The organism is Geoalkalibacter sp., assembly GCF_030604225.1.
Lineage (GTDB): Bacteria > Desulfobacterota > Desulfuromonadia > Desulfuromonadales > Geoalkalibacteraceae > Geoalkalibacter.
Genome location: NZ_JAUVWH010000012.1, coordinates 20,211 through 35,802 on the forward strand (window position 1 = coordinate 20,211; position 15,592 = coordinate 35,802).

Here is a 15,592-nt window from a genome sequence, read left to right on the forward strand (position 1 = left end):
TCTAGAGCCTCCAGCCCAGGCGCAGGTAATACTCGACTCCCGTTTCCCCGTCGCCGTCGTAGGCGCGCCGGCTCAGCACCGCGCCATAGGTGAGGGAGAAGCGGTAATCCGCCTGCCAGTTGTGCTCATAGAGGAGAGCGCCCACCGGCTTGGCGCCAAAATCCTTCTGCCAATAGCCGCCGCCGGAGAGCGCCAGGCGATGACCGAAGGTGCGGCTGTAGCGCCGGTAGAGCAGCCAGTCGTTATCCAGGGTGAATTCCGCGGAAAAATCCTGCTCGGGACTGAAATAGGGCACGTCGCTGCGCCGATGGGTCGAAGCGTACAGATCGAGCTGGCCGTCGAGCTTGTAATGGGGGCGCGTCACCAGCCGCTGGCGCCCATAGCCGCCCAGGCGCGCGCGCTGGTTGCCGTCGCTGAAATCCATGAACTGAACACCCAGCCCCAGGCGGCGCCGCTCGCTTTGCCGATAGTCCGCGCCCAGGCGCACGGCATCGGCATCGACGCCGTTGCGCAGGGCGCGCAGGGGCGTATCGGCGCTGAACAGTTCGAGGGCAAAGGGAAATGACCAATGGTCGTCGCGATACCAGGTGCCGGCGAGGGCCGCGCCGAGTTGGCCGCCGTCGCTGTGGTTGGCGCTCAGGGAAACCGTGCCTTCCAGGTCGCGGCCGCGATATTCGAGGCCGCCCCCGTAGCGCTGATGGATGCCCCGGCCTTCGGGGAAATCGGCCTTGCTCCAGAAAGCGCCGACGAAGGCCCGGTAATGGGTGAGATACGGCGAGGAAAACAGGGTGCTGCCCAGGCGCAGCTCGCGGCTGGCGGGCTCGGCGCCGCTGCTGTCGGCATAGGCGGCAAAGGCGCGCAGCTCGCGCATCCGATGGATTTCCCACAGGCGCTGCAAGCGCCGCACCTGGAGATTTTCCGGATAGCGGCGATAGAGGTCGGCGATTTCGGCCTGCGCCTCGTCGAATTCGCGCAGATCCAGGCGGGTCGCGGCATGGCCGGTTTCCAGGCCAAGGTGCCGGGGAGCGATGCGCAGCCCATCCGCGTAGGTTTGCTGGGCCAGGCGCGGCCAGCCACGCGCGGCCTGGACGTTGGCCAGCTCACGCACCAGATCGGGATTGTGCGGCGCCAAAGCATGCATCGCCTCAAAGCGCCGTTGCCCTTCGGGCAGATCATCGGCGAAGACCCGCGCGAGGCCGGCGGCCACATCCGCGTCGAGGCGTTCCCGATTGGCGCCGACGCCGCGCCCCTGCCGCCAGACGGGCTGTTCCGCCTGCAACCGGTCGACTAGGGCGTAGGCCCGGGGGAAATCCTCGGTCTCGATGTAGGCGTAGAACAGGCCCAGCCCGGCCTCGAAGTTCCCCGGCTCCTCGGCGAGCACCCGTTGGTAGAGATCGCGCGCCTTCTCCGGCTGCCGTAGATAAAGAGAGGCATCGGCGGCAGCCTGCACGGCGTAGGCGGGCGGCGCGACGCCCTCGGCGACCAGGCTCTCGTACTCGGCCGCGGCCTCGGCCATGCGCACCCGGTCGCGCAGGGCCACCACCCGGTCGAAACGCCCTTGCAGCACAAAGGGGCGCGCCACCGGATCCTGGGGATCAAGCCCGGCCAGATTCTTGTCGATCAGCGCCAGGGCCCGGTCGGTTTCGGCAAAGCGCAGCTCTTCCGCGGGCGGCTCCAGGGACCCCCAGCGCACATGGTGCGCGGCTTTTCCGGTATTCAAGCGCAGCCATTCCGTGCGGCTCAAGAGTTGCGGATGTTCCTCGGCCAGGGCGGCGGCCCGGTGGGTGGCGCCCAGGGCTTCCAGGGCGAGGATGCGCTCGCGCAGCGCGATGGGGTCGTTGGGGGATAATTCCAGGATGCGTTGGTTGATCGCCAGCACCGCCGGGAAATCGGCGCGCAAGCCGGCGACGTAAGCCTCAAGACGCAGGGGCCAGACCTCCCGGGGATGGGCGGCGCGCAGTTGCGCGATGCGCTCCTCGGCCGCGTCAAAGTACCCCGCTTCGGCAAGGGCATAGACATGCCCCTCGATGAAATCGCGATGGCCGGGGAAGCGCCCCTGGGCCCGGGCATAGAGCACCGCCGCGTCGTGGAAACGTTGAGTATTGCGCAGGGCCTTGCCGACGGCCTCCAGCACATAGGCCGGCGCCCGGCCCAGATCCAATCCCTCGGCAAGAGCCGCGGCCTCCAGGTCCCGGCCCGCCCAGCCAAGCACGGTCAGATAATCGTAAGCCACCGCCTGATTGTCGGGATACCGCCGATGAAGCTCGCCGAGAAGGACCAGCGCCTCGTCGAATTCCCCGCCCCGCGCCAGGGATACGGCGCGCTCCTGCGTTGCGGCGGGGGCCGGGGATGTTGCGCCGACGGACGCCGGAACAAACGTCAGCAACGCGGTGAGGCCCATCGCGAGGCAGCCCCGCACCGGCCATTTTAATCCTTGATCGTTTCTGCCCATGAACCCTCGCATCAGGGTTGGTCCGGAAGTCGCGAGTTTTTCAATAAATTATTTTTAACCACAATTCTTAAAAAATTTCAAGAAATAAAATTCTTGCATGGCGCAAAAAAGGCTGTTACGAATTTGCCACCCGCTATCAAGAACTTCCAGGATTGGACCATGCCCCCCCGCGACCTCGCCGCCCATGTTCAGCAACTCGCTCGCCTTGAGGTGGGAGCCTTTCAGGTGCGCGAACCCCTCGCCCGGCATTGCAGCTGGCGCATCGGCGGCCCCGCCGATGTGCTGGTCGAGCCGGAAAGCGCCGCACAGGTGGCGCGTCTGGTGCGCTTCGCCCGCCGGCACGCCATACCGCTGTTGACCATCGGCCAGGGCACCAACCTGCTGTTCGACGACACCGGGGTGCGCGGCATCGTCCTCAAGCTCGGCGCGCGCATGGCCCACCTGGAGATCGACGGTCGCCGCATCCGCGCCGAGGCCGGCGTCTGGGTGCCCCACCTGGCGCGCCAGGCAGCCAAGGCCGGCCTAGGGGGGTTGGAGCATATCATCGGCATCCCCGGAACGCTAGGAGGATTGGTGCTGATGAACGGCGGCAGCCAGCGCCGGGGCATCGGCGAGAACGTGCGGCGGGTGTGGGCGATCGATCCCGAGGGCAATGAGCGGATTCTCGGACCGGAGGACTGCGCCTTCTCCTACCGCCACAGCGCCTTGCAGGAGATGGGCGCCATTGTGGTGCGCGCCGAACTGGAATGCGAAGCGGGCGATCCCGGCGAGATCCGCCGCGCCATGGTCCGCGACCTACGCGAGCGACGCCGCAAATTTCCGCGCAAGGAACCCAACTGCGGCTCGGTGTTTCTCAGCACCGCCGAGATGCACGCCAGCGTCGGCCCGCCGGGCAAGATCATCGAGGAGGCCGGGCTCAAGGGCACCCGCATCGGCGGCGCCGAGGTCAGCCCGCGCCACGCCAACTTCATCGTCAATCGCGGCGGCGCCAGCGCCGCCGACGTCCTCGCCCTCATCGCCCACATCCGCCGCGTGGTGTTCGCGCGCATCGGCTTCGACCTGCGCTGCGAGGTGCGCTACGTCGATCCCCAGGGGCGCCTCATGCCCGCCGACCAGGCGCCGTCGGCGGATTTTCACTCCTGACCCGAACCTTCCCCCTCTCTCACCATCCCGACATTGCCTCTAAATTTCATTAGCAAAAGTTGCATTCCGCCAAAATCCTGTTAAACAGAAACCAGTCGAGCAAGATTTATTTAGTCGAATTTTCAGACAGTTAAATCCAACCAACGACATCCTGAACAAAAGCAGCCCAAAACCTATTAGACGGACAAAACTCGTCTTCATTGAAATTCAATCTCCTTAACCTTTCCTCGGGAGTCGTTCATGAAGGTTGCCCTGATCGGAGCGGAACTGGAAGAAAACCTGGGCCTGCGCTACATGGCCTCGGCCCTTGAAGCCGCCGGGCACGAGGCGTTGATCCTGCCCTTCAACGAAGAGGCGGACATCGCCGCGGTGGTGCGCCGGGTGCGGGCCGAACGTCCCGACATCGCCGGGCTCTCCATGGTCTTCACCGGCCGCGCGCGAGAGTTCTGCCGCCTCGCCGAAGCCCTACGCGAAGGCGGCTTCGCCGGGCATCTCACCGCCGGCGGGCATTTCGCCGCCCTTAACGCCCGGCAATTGCTGGCGGATTTCCCCGCCTTTGACTCCGTGGCCCTGGGAGAAGGGGAAGAGCTGATTTGCGCCTTGGCCGCGCACCTCGATGATCTCTCGCCGGTCGCCGGCTTCTGCTACCGCACCGCCAGGGGCGAGATCGCGCTTAACCCCGGCCAGGGCAACCCGGAAAACCTCGACGCCCTGCCCTTCCCGCGCCGCACCAGCTTTCACGAATACTTCGGCCAGCCCATCGCCAGCATCCTCTCCAGCCGCGGCTGCTGGCGCGAGTGCGCCTTCTGCAGCATCGACGCCTGGTACCGCAGCGGCGGCGGGCGCAAGTTCCGCATTCGCGGCATCGACAACATCGTCGCCGAGATGACAAGTCTCTACTTCGACCACGGCATCCGCATCTTCAATTTCCAGGACGACAATTTCTTCCTGCCCGATCCCGCACAGGCTCTCGCCCGCTTTGAAGCCCTGCGTGACGGCCTGCGCCAGGCCGGGGTCGAGAAAATCGCCATCGCCGTCAAGGCGCGCCCCGACAGCATCACCCGCGAGGCCATGGAGGTGCTCGACGAACTGGGAATCTTTCGCGTGTTTCTCGGCGTGGAGAACGCCTCCCAGCGCGGGCTCGACAACCTCAACCGCAAGAACACCGTGGCGCAGATCGAAAACGCCCTGCGCATCCTCAACGACTACGACCTGCACATCGCCTACAACCTGCTGATGTTCGAGCCCGACACCAGCCTGGAGGATCTGCGCATCAACCTGCGCTTCATGGAGCGCCACGTCGACAATCCCTTCAACTTCTGCCGCGCCGAGGCCTATGCCTACACCGGCCTGGAGAAAAAGCTGCGCGACGACGGCATCCTCGCGGGCGACTATTTCGGCTTTGACTACCGCATCAAGGACGCGCGCGTCGAGTGCTTCCACAAGATCGCCAATTACGCCTTCTTCGACCGCAATTTCAGCGACTACGGCCTGCACTACTTCAACATGGAGGTCGACTTCTCCTACCTGCTGCTGCGCCGCTTCTTCCCGGAGAAAATCAGCGAGGAGCTGCGCGCCGAGGTGCGCTGCTTCATCAAGCAGACCAACATCGACACCTACCGCCACCTGTGTCGCATCTATGACCTGGTGCGGGACATCGATCCCGAGGATCGCCGCGCGGTGAACGACGCCATGCGCAGCCTTCGCGCCGGCGTGGATGAGCACGGCATCGCCCTGCGCGCCCAGGGCGAACGCATCCTGCAACGCCTGCAAACGGCCTACGACGGCCGGCCCGCGCCCAGCCCCAAGCCCGCCGCCTACGGCGAGCCCAGCCTGGCCGCGCTCCTCGACGGCCTTCTGCTGCGCGACGACGCGGAGCGCGAAACCGCCCATGACTTTGCCACGGACGGCGCGTTCAACTTCTTCGGCGCCCTCAAGCGCCCGATTCCCTATGACCAGTTCAAGAGCCGGTTGGAGAACAACCGGTAGAAAGGAGACCTTGAAAAGCAGCGACGGAATGGATGGCGTATCTGAGCGACGTTCTTGGTTGGTTTTCTAACTCTGGGAGGAAACATCATGGCTAAGTTTCGCGATTGGGTCGAGCCGGCGCACCCGGCGGTCATGCAACGCTACGAGGATCTCATCAACATCTTTCGCTTTCTGCGCGAGGACGTGCAGCTCGAGGTCGACAAGGCCTTCGACCGCATCGCCCGCCAGATCGGCTTCGTCGTCACGACGTCCCTGCCGGTCCAGCTAAGAATCGCCGAAGGGGGCAAGATCGAGGCCCTGGAACTCGAAGCGGAAAATCTCAAGGGCACGCTTTTCGAGCGGGAATTCGCCGCGATCTTCAAGCGCCTCACGGGCAAGACCGTCGGCAAGAACCGCATCGCCGCGGGCAGCTATTCCGTCGTGTTCCTGTGGATCGACGCCCTCAAGCTCAAGCTCAAGCACGACTGGGTGGAGCCCGCCCACTTCCGCCAGATCCGCCCCGAACTCTTCGCCGATCTCGCCCAACTGCGCCCCGGCATCCGCGAGCCGGCCCACTGGTTCAACGGCGCCGCCATCCTGGCGAGCGAGGAGGAAGTGCTCATCTCGGTCATCGACGAGGTCTATCCCGAGCTCAAGCTGGCAGACCGCATCGCCATCAACCGCATCGACACGCGCAAGCCCATCCCCGGGGTGCGCGAGCCGGCCCATTTCCGCGAGCTCATCGAAGGGCTGCTCGAGGAGCGCGTCGATCCGCGCAAGCTCATCCCCGGCGTGCGCGAACCGGCCCACTTCCGCAAGATCACCGACCTGTTCGAGGATCCAAGCAAGCTGCAGACCCTCGCCGAACTGGCCAGCCTGCTGCGCAAGCTCGGCTTCTAGTCCCGAAGGCCCGGACGGCCTGCGCCTCCACGCGCGGCGCAGGCCGTCCCCGTTTGCCCAACCCACACCCAGGAGCTGCCCTCATGCCCGCGTCTCACTCGCGCCGGTCCCTGGTTATCCTGATGTCCCTGCTGCTCTCGGCCTCGCTGCTGCCGACGCCATCCCCGGCGCAGAGCAACTGGCTGCAAAAGGGCCGCGAGATGCTCGGCGGCAGCGGCGCGCCGACGGCGGGCACCGCCAATCTGTCCAACCAGCAGATCGCCGCCGGCCTCAAGGACGCCCTGCGCGTCGGCTCGGAAAACGTCGTCGGCCGCCTGGGTGCCCTCAACGGCTTCAACGCCGACCCGCAGGTGCGCATCCCCCTGCCCAACAGCCTCGATCGCGTGCGCTCTGCCCTGCGGCCGCTCGGCATGTCGCCCATGCTCGACGATCTGGAGGTCAAGCTCAACCGCGCCGCCGAGGTCGCCACGCCCAAGGCCAAGCAACTGTTCATGGATTCCATCGACGCCATGACCCTCGATGATGTAATGGCTATCTACAACGGCCCACCCGACGCCGCCACCCGCTACTTCCAGGGCAAGATGTCCCAGCCCCTGGCCGCCGAAATGCGCCCCATCGTCGCCGAGAGCCTCTCCGAGGTCGGCGCCGTCCAATCCTACGATGCCGTCATGGGCCAGTACCGCAGCCTGCCCCTGGTGCCCGAGGTCAAGACCGACCTCACCGGCTACGTGGTCGACAAGGGCATGGACGGCATCTTCCACTACCTCGCCCAGGAAGAGGCCGCCATCCGCCAGAATCCCGCCAAGCGCACCACCGAATTGCTCCAGCAGGTGTTCGGCGCCAAATAACACACCGATTCTTGCCAGTCCCTAGCGGACCCCTACCCCCCTTTGACAAAGGGGGGTCAGGGGGGATTTCAACCGGCAACATCGTCCTCCCTCTGCACAAAAGACATGCCCACGCGAAGATAGCTCACGCAACCAAGAGGATCCATCCTTTCCCCGGGTTTTTTTCAAGCGAACGATCAGGCAATTGTTAAGAGAATATCTCCCCCGGATCCCTCGGCCGAGTCGGGTCAAGCGGCCCCGCGCAAAAAACCAACGAGATAACAACAATCTAATTCCGGAAAAACCCCGACCTAACCAACCTGGTCCAATGTGTGTCCGTCCGAACGCCGGCTAGCTAAGAGCGGCAGACCCTTGGCGCGCCGGTGAATGCCCCGGGCGCAACCGTTTACAACCAGCGAGGAGCCTAAAAAATGTACGGCCAATTGAAAATCAATGATGCGGAGCGTTTCTTTCCCGACTTTCTCGACGCCGACGAACTCGAAGCCCTGGGGGCCGATGCGCAACTCTCTCTTGAGGACGCCATGAGAGTGATCGCCGGGTTCCGGCTCAAAATCGCGGCACGGCAAACAAGAGCCTGATTTGAAAGGCAGGGACCAGGGGTGAGCGCACGAAAATTTAATGCAACCTTAGCAACCCTTTAACGTTCCATGGGCATTTAAGGGGCGCTCTTCAAACCTGTCGTCATCGAAGCCGACCGGGTTCTTCATAAGGAGTTTCCCCATGCCCCAGGAACCCACGCCAGATCAGATCTTTCGCCTGCAACCCTTCCACGGGCCCCTAAAGCGCAAACTGTTTAACCCCATCGGACGCGGCGTCGAACATCTCCTGTCCCTCGCCGAGTGTCGTCGGCTGTACGCGGGAATGCCCACCAGATCCGCGCACAACTTTTGCGGCGAGGTGCTTAACCTGCTCGGCATCAGCGCCAAGGCCGGCGCGGAGGACCTTGGCCGCGTTCCGGCCAGCGGGCCGCTGCTGGTGGTCGCCAACCATCCCTTCGGCGCGGCCGACGGGTTGATCCTTCTCCACCTGCTGGAGCAAATCCGCCCGGACACCCGGGTGATGGCCAATTCCCTGCTGGCGCGCATCCCGGAGATGCGCGACCGGCTGATCTCGGTGGATCCCTTCGCCGGGGAAGGTTCGGCGCGCGCCAATATCGCCCCCCTGCGCGCGTGTCTGCGCTGGTTGCGCCAGGGAGGCGCGGTGATTCTCTTCCCCGCCGGCGAAGTCTCCCACGTGCGCCTAAGGGATCGCGGCATCACCGACCCGCCTTGGTCCACCACCCTGGGGCGACTGGTCAAGCAAACATCGGCGACCGTGCTGCCCGTTTATTTCCCCGGCGGCAACAGCCTGCTGTTTCAAGGCCTGGGCTTGCTGCACAAGCGCGTGAGAACCGCGCTGCTGCCCCATGAACTGCTGAACAAACGTCGACAAAACATCGAGGTGCGCATCGGCGCACCGATTCCCTTCCGCCGCCTGGCGCATCGTACGGACACCGAAATCACCGATTACCTGCGCACCCGCACCTATTTGCTCGAACAGCGCCGGCCCCAGGACCCTGGCCATGAACCCAAGAAAGCAGGGATTTTCGCGCCCCTGATACCAGAGGTTTGTCCTGACTCCCTGCAAGAGGAAATAGATCGGCTGCCCAGGGCGCAACGCCTGGCGGAGAACGGCCCTTATGAGGTTTGGCAGGCGCGGGCCGGGCAAATTCCCTGCCTGCTCCAGGAAATCGGTCGGCTGCGCGAGTTGACCTTTCGCGGCGTGGGCGAGGGCACCGGCCGCGCCCTGGATCTGGACCGCTTCGACAAGTTCTACTCCCACTTGTTTCTCTGGAACGGGCAAACCCGCGAACTCGTCGGTGCCTATCGGCTGGGCCGCAGCGATCACCTCCTTGCCGAACAGGGATTGGCAGGCCTTTACACCCGCACCCTGTTTCATTATGAGCGCTCCTTCCTCGACCAGCTTGGCCCGGCGCTCGAACTTGGCCGCTCCTTCGTGCGCCCGGAATACCAAAAATCCTATCAGCCCCTGATGCTGCTCTGGAAAGGCATCGGCCGTTTCGTGACCGAACATCCCCAATATGCCGTGCTGTTCGGACCGGTCAGCATCAGCAGCGACTACGCTCCGGCCTCGCGCCGCCTGATGGCGGCCTCCCTGAGCCGCTCCTGCACCCTTCCCGAGTTGTCGCGCCTGGTCAAGGCACGCCGTCCCCTGCGGCTCAAGCACACCCGGCTGCCCGGCTGCCCGAACCAGGCGACCCGCGAGCTGCTGGCGAATTTTGATGAAATCGCCTCCGTGGTCGCGGATCTCGAACCTGAAGGTCGCGGCGTGCCCGTGCTGCTGCGCCAGTATCTCAATCTGGGCGGCAAGATCCTGTCGTTTAGCCTCGATGAGGACTTTGGCGATGTGCTCGATGGCCTGATTCTGGTCGACCTGCGGCAAACCGAAATGAAAACCCTGGAACGTTATTGCGGCCGGGAGGGCGCCGCCAGGTTTCTGGCCTATCATCAAACCACGCAAATCGCCGAGGGATTTTGACCTGATGAGATCGGCACCCCAAGGACCCCCCCTATGTTGACCCTGCTTTTGCTCTGGCCCTTCTCCGCCTTGGCGACCTTGCTGATCTTCGCGGCGGTTTCCCTCTGGTTCGACGGCAGGCTCGCCTCCGGCGAATGGATCAGGTTATGGCTGCTCGCCATGATGCTCCTCGGCCCCCTCGGTACTCTGCTCACGGCACGCTTCATGGCCAGCGTGGCCGGCGAAGTGCGCCGTGAATCCGCACGCGCAGGTTCCCGCCGCGACAGTTGCTCCAACCAGCCGCTTTCGGCCGCCCAACGCCAATGCTCCTGAAACAGGGTTTATTGCACTTGCAAATTGTGGCAGGACTGCTCTTGATAATGTGCGGCTGCGCCAGCGCCAGCGCCAGCCCCCTGGAGCAGTATTGCTACGAGGAGCGGGAAGGACAGAAAGTAGGGCATTTTTCCTGGATCTTGGAAGCCACTGAGCCCGTGCGCTTGCGCTCGATCGATGACCGCCAGGAGCACATCAACCTTTTTACGGGCGATTGGGAAAGTCGATCCTGGCGCCTCATCGACCAGAAGAAAAACACCGACCTTCAGGTCGAACGAAGAGAGGAACAGTTGGTGTTCGCTGGAACCTGGCAAGGGCAGGCCCTGTCGAAGACGCAAGCCATAGATCAAGCCCCCTGGTATCAGGCGCTGTCGGTGGCATTGCGCCGGTTGGTGGCTAGTGATGCCGGGACTCTGGAATTTTGGATGGTGCGCCCTGATACTCTGGAAGTACGACGCCTGCGCGCACAGCCTCAGAGTTTAGAAACCATTGAACTGGATGACGTCCGCCATTCAGCGCGCCGCATCCGCATTACCGCCGTGGGCGTGCCGACCTGGCTTTGGCACGGCGATTATTGGCTGCGCGCCACAGATGGGGTCTTTCTGCGCTATTCCGGGCGCAGCGGACCTCCCGGCAGCCCCCTGCGACAAATTGAGCTCATCGGTGAAGAGTGCCTGCCGGCTAGACTCTAATGCCCCGTGCGGCTGAAGGGACTGCGGGTCTGAGCCGGTCCATGTCGCTCCCGGCGCATGCCCCATCCACAATGGCTGCCCGCTTGACAATGTACGGAATCGAAATATGATTAACTTATTGAATAACCGTTATTTTTTCGCCATTTCCACACTTGGCGCCCACTCGAAAACCCCGATTTTCAAACATCGGGCACAGGGAGGTCAGCCATGCGAACCCTATCAGCGACAATCCTATTTCTTTGCGGCCTGCTTCTGCTTTGCCCCGCTCCTGCCATGGCGCAGCACGGGCACGGCGACGCCGGCATCGCCACCGAACTTCATCCAGGCCTCGGCAGTTACCACCATCCCATCACCACCCGCCATGCCGAGGCGCAAACCTATTTCGACCAAGGGCTGATGCTGCTCTACGGATTCAACCACGCCGAAGCCGCCCGCTACTTCCGCCGCGCGGCGCAGCTCGACCCCGAGGCCCCCATGCCCTACTGGGGACTCGCGCTGTCCATCGGTCCCAACTACAACGACACCGAGGTCGACCAAGCCCGCGCCCAGGCCACCTACGACGCGGTCCGCAAAGCCGTCGCCAACGCTCCCAGGGGCAGCGCCCGCGAGCAGGATTATATCCGCGCCCTCGCGCGGCGCTATCCGTCGCCGAAAGCTGATTCGGACTGGCAGCAGTCCCATCTTGACTACAGCAACGCCATGCGCGAACTGGTCAGCCAATATCCCGACGACCTGGATGCCGCCACTCTGTTCGCCGAGAGCCTGATGATGCTGCGCCCCTGGCAACTCTGGACCCTCGACGGCCAACCCGCGCCCGGCACCCTGGAACTGGTCGCGGTCCTTGAGTCCGTGCTCAAGCGCAACCCGGATCACCCCGGCGCAAACCACTTCTACATTCACGCGGTGGAAGCCTCGCCCAATCTCGAGCGCGCCATCCCCAGCGCCATGCGCCTTATGCATCTCGCCCCCGGAGCCGGCCACCTGGTGCACATGCCCGGACACATCTTCCTGCAGACCGGCGATTACGAGCTGGCCTCCGAAACCAACCTGAACGCGGCGGCGGCCGATCAGGCCTTCGTGCAGCGCACCGGCGCGACGGGAATCTATCCGCTGATGTACTGGACGCACAACCTGCACTTCATCGCCTACGCCCGTGCGCAGCAGGGGCGCTACGCGGAGGCGAAGCAGGCGGCGCTGGAGATGGTCCAAAACGTCGGCGACGCCGATCTCGAGATGCAGATGCTGGAAGGATTCCTGCTTTATCCGCTGATGGTGGATCTGCGTTTCCACCGCTGGGATGAAGTTCTTCAGGCCCCGGCGCCACGCAACGAACGCAAGCTGGTTGGCGCCTTTCGGCATTTCGCGCGGGCCCTGGCCCTGGCCGAGTTGGGCCGCCTGCCCGAAGCCGAGGCCGAGCATGCGCAGTTTGAAGCCCTGCGGACCGCCATCCCGGGCGAATCGCAGTATCTGATCAACAACAAGTCCGTGGATGTTCTGAAACTGGCCTCGGCCATCCTGGACGCTCAGCTGTCCTGGGCGCGCGGCGATCAGACCAAGGCCATCGAGGAATGGCGGCGCGCCGTCGACCTCGAAGCGGCCCTTCAGTACGATGAACCGCCGCCGTGGTACTACCCGGTGCAGGAATCGCTCGGCGCCGCACTGCTGCGCGCCGGACAGGCCAAGGAGGCGGAGAGCGTGTTCCGGACGGCGATCCTGGAAAAACGCCCGCGCGATGGACGGCTGCTCTTCGGTCTGTGGCAGTCCTTGCTGGCCCAAGACCGTCGCGACGAAGCGGTGTTTGTCGAACAACAGTTTCGCGCGGCATGGAAAGAGGCCGCCACGGATCTGCGGATCGAGGATCTTTGACCCCCAGCCCAAGGAGCCGGCCGAGAATTGACAAGATACTCAAGAGGGATATTTTTTAGGCAAGGGCAAGAAAGAAAGGAGCCTGAGCATGAAAATCCGTACAGGTTTATTTATTCTCGCCATTGCTTTGTTGCTGACGACCAACGCCGGCTGCAGCCGCAGCTTCGTCGGCGGAGCGGCGGTGGGCGCCGGCGGTGCCGGCGCGGTCTATGAGTACCAAAACAAAAAGGCTCTCGACGACCTGGAAGCCGATCTGAAAGCCGGCAGAATCACTCAAGAAGAATATTTGCGGCGCAAAGCCGAAATCCAGAAACGCTCCGTCATTTACTGATATTCATCTCAAATGCTGCCACACACGAAAAAGGCCACCCTGCTTGCGGTGGCCTTTTCCGTGCGAGCTGTTGCAGGAAAGATGCGGTTCGCTTCGCTCACCGGCATCCTACGAAGCTCTCGTCCGCTGTAGGATGCCGGTGAGCGAAGTGAACCGCATCAGTACGGCTAAGCACAAAACAGGGAAGGTTTAGGGTAATTTCCACGATAAATCCAATCCGTCAACGGGGTCCGACCCCAGCATTTGCCGGCGCTGCCTGATTTTGGCCGAGCGAACACTCACCGGCATCCAATCGAGGTTCGGCACCAAGTAGGATTCCCCGCTCCCTTGACCTGCATCAAAGCATTCGTCCACGTCCGGCGCTAGCCTGGATGACAACAGCCAAGGCTGAATTTTCCCTGTCACAAATTGTGGCGGGGTTTCGTTGTCATCAACAAAGGATGGGCGCATGCTTCCGGCGGACGAACACCTCATGGCGGCCTATGCCGAGGGCGACATGCAGGCCTTCGAGATTCTCTATGCCCGGCATCGGGACCGAATTCTCGGCTACCTCTTCAACCGCCTGCGCGATCGCGACGAGGCCGAGGACGTGTTCCAGGCGGTCTTCGCCAAGCTGCACGCGGCGCGGGATCGCTACCACGAGGGCATTCCCTTTCTCCCCTGGATCTTCACCATCGCCCGCAACGCGCTCATCGATCACCTGCGCAGGGACCGGGCGCTAGGCCGGCATCTGAGCTTCACCGACGACGCCGGGATGGGTGTCGCCGACCCACGCACCCCGCGGCGGTCCATCCGCGACACCCTGGGCGAGCTCTCCAGCCTCAGCCCCGCCCAGCGCGAGGCGCTGGCGTTGCGCTTCGATCAGGATTTATCCTTCGAGGACATCGCCGCGCAGCTGCAGACCAGCTCGGGCAACGCCCGCCAACTGGTGAGCCGCGCGGTGCGGCGGCTGCGCGCGATTCTTACCGGAAAAGAGGTGTGACCATGGCCCACAAGGATCGCCGCCAAGGGAATTTCGAGGAATTCGCCCGTTTCGTCGAGGCCGCGCCCCTGCGGCCGCGCACCCAAACCGACGCGGCCATCCTGCGCCAGGCGCGGCGCGGGCAGAACCCCTCGCTGCCCACCATCCTCGGAAAATTTCTGGCCGTGCAGCTCTCCGCGGGCCTGGCGACCCTCGCCGTCTGCCCCCAGTTCGGCCTCGGCGCGGCCACCCATCATGCCTTTCTCCATGGCCTCCACGCCCAGAGCCATCCGGCCTTCTACTACCTGAGCTGCGGACTGATCTTCGTGCTCTTCGGCGCCCTGCTCAGCGGCCTGGCGGCCAACCGCCGCGACCTCAAGGCCCTGGGACGCGGCCGCCAGGCCTATTTCCTCGGCTACAGCCTCTGCGCCTATCTGGCCCTGGTGCTGCTGGACAGCGAAGCCTTTGCGCTGCTGTCGGTGTTCTGGCTGATCGGCGGCGCCATGGGACACTGGCTTGGCTTTTCCCTGGGGTGGCGGTTGAAGGGGTTGCGGGCCTGAGTACAAGGGGTCAACTCTCCATTTGCCTGAGTACAAGGGGTCAACTCTCCATTTTTCATAAATTGACCCGATCTCTGATTTTCGCCACCACCTGTGCCAATTCAGGATTGACGGAGATCCGCATCTTCATTCGCCGACTCGCCTCGCAAAGCGCAGTTTCACCCATCCCGAAAATTTCACCCAACTGCCGTAGCGGCAAACCGCTCAGAGAATGGCTCAGATATATCCCGATCCGACGCGCCTCCTTTTCGCTCACGCCCACCTCCTCTCCGACGGCGTTCAAGATGTCTTCCACCCTCGGACGCTCCTTCAATTGGCGAAGCGCAGGCACGTCCTTGGCTGGAACGCGGCCATGCACATGCTCATGCTTGACCTTGTCGATAAAAGCCTGGCATCCAAGAATCGATCCGGCAACAGCATCCTGAAGTGGGCTCTCGTACTCTTTGCCGAGGCGATCTTCAACAAATTCTCTATACCTGCTTGGCGCTCCACCGACTCTTTGCCCTAGACATCCAAGAATCTGTTGCGTCTTAAGCCAGTCGGGAGTACCGACATGGCCTATGAAGCTGCGATAACTTGACCACAGGTAATCTTCCGGTCTTGACACCAGGCCCGCACGCACCGGGTTCAGATGCATATAACGCGACAGTTCCAAAGCATAAACGTCGGCCTCTACCAGCCACGCCTTGTACCGCCCCTGAAACAGATGACCGGATCGCTTGCGCTTGGCATTGAAGTAGGTGGTGTAGGCGCCGTTGATGTGGCGCATTATCTGTGGAAGATTACCCTCTGGCGTCTCCACCAGCAGATGATAGTGGTTCCCCATCAGGCACCAACAATGAACCACTGCACCGTAACGAAAGACTGCCGATTCCAGATACGAGAGAAATTTCTCCCGGTCACGTTGACCCTTGAAAACGTCCCGCCTTTCGTTCCCCCGCGATGTGACATGGTAGAAAGCGCCTGGATAATTGATTCTTAACGATCTCGCCATCCCCTCCCTCCAACGATTTCATAAGAG

General features: G+C 63.2%; 14 protein-coding genes. 12 read left to right on the top strand and 2 right to left on the bottom strand.

Annotated features, from left to right (window positions below):
* Position 1 precedes the first annotated feature (1 nt).
* Entirely contained in the window at positions 2-2,401 is a 2,400-nt protein-coding gene (gene pgaA, locus QAT43_RS02845; RefSeq protein ID WP_305041525.1) for a poly-beta-1,6 N-acetyl-D-glucosamine export porin PgaA, read from the bottom strand.
* A 210-nt stretch (positions 2,402-2,611) separates the two neighbouring features.
* Between pgaA and murB the strand changes: the two genes are divergently transcribed.
* The 12 genes from murB to QAT43_RS02905 all read left to right on the top strand — a co-directional run bounded on the left by murB (position 2,612) and on the right by QAT43_RS02905 (position 14,571).
* Positions 2,612-3,595, top strand: a complete 984-nt coding sequence (murB, locus tag QAT43_RS02850; protein ID WP_305041526.1) for a UDP-N-acetylmuramate dehydrogenase — start codon at positions 2,612-2,614, stop codon at positions 3,593-3,595.
* Positions 3,596-3,835: 240 nt separating this feature from the next.
* Complete coding sequence (locus tag QAT43_RS02855; protein WP_305041527.1) at positions 3,836-5,584, top strand: B12-binding domain-containing radical SAM protein; 1,749 nt, start codon at positions 3,836-3,838, stop codon at positions 5,582-5,584.
* 87 nt (positions 5,585-5,671) lie between these two features.
* Positions 5,672-6,463 (top strand): hypothetical protein, encoded by a 792-nt coding sequence (locus QAT43_RS02860; protein WP_305041528.1) that lies wholly within the window; start codon positions 5,672-5,674, stop codon positions 6,461-6,463.
* Positions 6,464-6,546: 83 nt separating this feature from the next.
* Positions 6,547-7,311, top strand: a complete 765-nt coding sequence (locus QAT43_RS02865; RefSeq protein ID WP_305041529.1) for a DUF4197 domain-containing protein — start codon at positions 6,547-6,549, stop codon at positions 7,309-7,311.
* 410 nt (positions 7,312-7,721) lie between these two features.
* Positions 7,722-7,889, top strand: a complete 168-nt coding sequence (locus QAT43_RS02870; RefSeq protein WP_305041530.1) for a hypothetical protein — start codon at positions 7,722-7,724, stop codon at positions 7,887-7,889.
* A 142-nt stretch (positions 7,890-8,031) separates the two neighbouring features.
* Complete coding sequence (locus tag QAT43_RS02875; protein WP_305041531.1) at positions 8,032-9,849, top strand: lysophospholipid acyltransferase family protein; 1,818 nt, start codon at positions 8,032-8,034, stop codon at positions 9,847-9,849.
* A gap of 33 nt (positions 9,850-9,882) precedes the next feature.
* Positions 9,883-10,161: a hypothetical protein gene (locus QAT43_RS02880; protein ID WP_305041532.1), complete on the top strand. Its 279-nt coding sequence runs from the start codon at positions 9,883-9,885 to the stop codon at positions 10,159-10,161.
* 17 nt (positions 10,162-10,178) lie between these two features.
* A complete protein-coding gene (locus QAT43_RS02885) occupies positions 10,179-10,853 on the top strand; it encodes a hypothetical protein (protein ID WP_305041533.1) in 675 nt (224 codons plus the stop codon).
* A gap of 207 nt (positions 10,854-11,060) precedes the next feature.
* Positions 11,061-12,719 (top strand): hypothetical protein, encoded by a 1,659-nt coding sequence (locus QAT43_RS02890; RefSeq protein ID WP_305041534.1) that lies wholly within the window; start codon positions 11,061-11,063, stop codon positions 12,717-12,719.
* Positions 12,720-12,807: 88 nt separating this feature from the next.
* Positions 12,808-13,050 (top strand): hypothetical protein, encoded by a 243-nt coding sequence (locus tag QAT43_RS02895; protein WP_305041535.1) that lies wholly within the window; start codon positions 12,808-12,810, stop codon positions 13,048-13,050.
* A gap of 448 nt (positions 13,051-13,498) precedes the next feature.
* Positions 13,499-14,032 (top strand): RNA polymerase sigma factor, encoded by a 534-nt coding sequence (locus tag QAT43_RS02900; protein ID WP_305041536.1) that lies wholly within the window; start codon positions 13,499-13,501, stop codon positions 14,030-14,032.
* A 2-nt stretch (positions 14,033-14,034) separates the two neighbouring features.
* The gene (locus QAT43_RS02905; RefSeq protein WP_305041537.1) at positions 14,035-14,571 is read left to right on the top strand and encodes a hypothetical protein; all 537 of its coding nucleotides are present in this window, start codon (positions 14,035-14,037) and stop codon (positions 14,569-14,571) included.
* A gap of 55 nt (positions 14,572-14,626) precedes the next feature.
* Here QAT43_RS02905 and QAT43_RS02910 read toward each other — a convergent pair whose 3' ends face one another.
* A complete protein-coding gene (locus QAT43_RS02910) occupies positions 14,627-15,565 on the bottom strand; it encodes an REP-associated tyrosine transposase (protein ID WP_305041538.1) in 939 nt (312 codons plus the stop codon).
* Between the last annotated feature and the right edge of the window lie 27 nt (positions 15,566-15,592).

Excerpts from the sequence above, each read along its gene's own strand:
- pgaA (WP_305041525.1), bottom strand. The coding sequence starts at position 2,401 with ATGGGCCTCACCGCGTTGCTGACGTTTGTTCCGGCGTCCGTCGGCGCA.
- murB (WP_305041526.1), top strand. The coding sequence starts at position 2,612 with ATGCCCCCCCGCGACCTCGCCGCCCATGTTCAGCAACTCGCTCGCCTT.
- QAT43_RS02855 (WP_305041527.1), top strand. The coding sequence starts at position 3,836 with ATGAAGGTTGCCCTGATCGGAGCGGAACTGGAAGAAAACCTGGGCCTG.
- QAT43_RS02860 (WP_305041528.1), top strand. The coding sequence starts at position 5,672 with ATGGCTAAGTTTCGCGATTGGGTCGAGCCGGCGCACCCGGCGGTCATG.
- QAT43_RS02865 (WP_305041529.1), top strand. The coding sequence starts at position 6,547 with ATGCCCGCGTCTCACTCGCGCCGGTCCCTGGTTATCCTGATGTCCCTG.
- QAT43_RS02870 (WP_305041530.1), top strand. The coding sequence starts at position 7,722 with ATGTACGGCCAATTGAAAATCAATGATGCGGAGCGTTTCTTTCCCGAC.
- QAT43_RS02875 (WP_305041531.1), top strand. The coding sequence starts at position 8,032 with ATGCCCCAGGAACCCACGCCAGATCAGATCTTTCGCCTGCAACCCTTC.
- QAT43_RS02880 (WP_305041532.1), top strand. The coding sequence starts at position 9,883 with ATGTTGACCCTGCTTTTGCTCTGGCCCTTCTCCGCCTTGGCGACCTTG.
- QAT43_RS02890 (WP_305041534.1), top strand. The coding sequence starts at position 11,061 with ATGCGAACCCTATCAGCGACAATCCTATTTCTTTGCGGCCTGCTTCTG.
- QAT43_RS02895 (WP_305041535.1), top strand. The coding sequence starts at position 12,808 with ATGAAAATCCGTACAGGTTTATTTATTCTCGCCATTGCTTTGTTGCTG.
- QAT43_RS02900 (WP_305041536.1), top strand. The coding sequence starts at position 13,499 with ATGCTTCCGGCGGACGAACACCTCATGGCGGCCTATGCCGAGGGCGAC.
- QAT43_RS02905 (WP_305041537.1), top strand. The coding sequence starts at position 14,035 with ATGGCCCACAAGGATCGCCGCCAAGGGAATTTCGAGGAATTCGCCCGT.
- QAT43_RS02910 (WP_305041538.1), bottom strand. The coding sequence starts at position 15,565 with ATGGCGAGATCGTTAAGAATCAATTATCCAGGCGCTTTCTACCATGTC.